The following is a 1,105-nucleotide window of genomic DNA, read 5'->3' as shown; positions in this document are numbered from 1 at the left end:
GCTAGTGTCCTGAGTCACAAGTTCGCAATCGTAGATTCGCAGTAGATTCGCGTGGCTATGCCAAGGATGGAGGCAAACAGCGACGGAGCATCTGATGGCGGTCCAGCAACTTGCCCCCCTGACATTGAGCGAAGCAGAGCGCGCCGAACTGAAGTCGCTGACGCTGCGGCGGAAGACGGCGCAGGCGCTGGCTCTGAGAGCCCGGATCGTGCTGACCTGCGCGGAAGGCGGTCAGAACAAGGAAGTGGCGGCCAAGCTGGGCCTGGACCGGGCGACGGTAGGCAAGTGGCGCCGGCGTTTTGTGGAGCGGCGCATGGACGGGCTGCATGACGAGCCGCGCTCCGGGGCGCCACGTACGGTTGACGATGGCCGCATCGAAGCCGTGATCGTGAGGACGTTGGAGAGTTGCCCCGAGAACGCCACCCATTGGAGTTCCCGCGGCATGGCGAAGGCCAGCGGCCTGTCGGTGTCGACGGTGCAACGCATCTGGCGGGCCTTCGGACTTCAGCCGCATCGGGTGGAGACGTTCAAGCTCTCGACCGATCCGAACTTCGTGGCCAAAGTGCGCGACGTGGTGGGCCTTTACGTCTCGCCGCCGGAGCATGCCATCGTCTTGTGTGTGGATGAGAAGTCGCAAATCCAGGCGCTGGACCGCAGTCAGCCAATGCTGCCGATGCGTCCCGGCCAGCCGGCCCGAAGGAGCCACGACTACAAGAGGCACGGCACCACATCGCTGTTCGCCGCTCTCGACATTGCGACCGGACGGGTCATCGGCAAGTGTTACGGACGCCACCGTGCTGCCGAGTTCCGCAAGTTTCTCGACGAGATCGAGGCCGCCGTGCCGCGCGAACTCGAAGTCCATCTCGTCATGGACAACTACGTCACGCACAAGACCCCATTGATCCGAAGATGGCTGGCTAAGAGGCCGCGTTGGCATGTGCACTTGACCCCGACGAGTTCGTCATGGCTCAACCAGGTCGAGCGCTTCTTCGCGCTCCTGACCGATAAGAAGATCAGGCGCGGTATCTACCGCAGCGTCGCAGCCCTCAGGGCTGACATCTCCTCGTTCATCGATCGGCACAACGCTGATCCCAAACCCTTCCGA

The 1,105-nt window shown here is 63.0% G+C and carries 1 protein-coding gene; it reads left to right on the top strand.

The genetic code is table 11. The features are described from left to right. Positions 1–94 precede the first annotated feature (94 nt). Positions 95–1,105: IS630 family transposase (locus tag PMN64_RS42865; RefSeq protein ID WP_411785119.1), on the top strand; the 1,011-nt coding region annotated here is incomplete at its 3' end.

The sequence above is a fragment of the Bradyrhizobium sp. UFLA01-814 genome (assembly GCF_046718885.1).
Lineage (GTDB): Bacteria > Pseudomonadota > Alphaproteobacteria > Rhizobiales > Xanthobacteraceae > Bradyrhizobium > Bradyrhizobium elkanii.
This window is presented reverse-complemented; position numbering and strand designations above follow the sequence as displayed.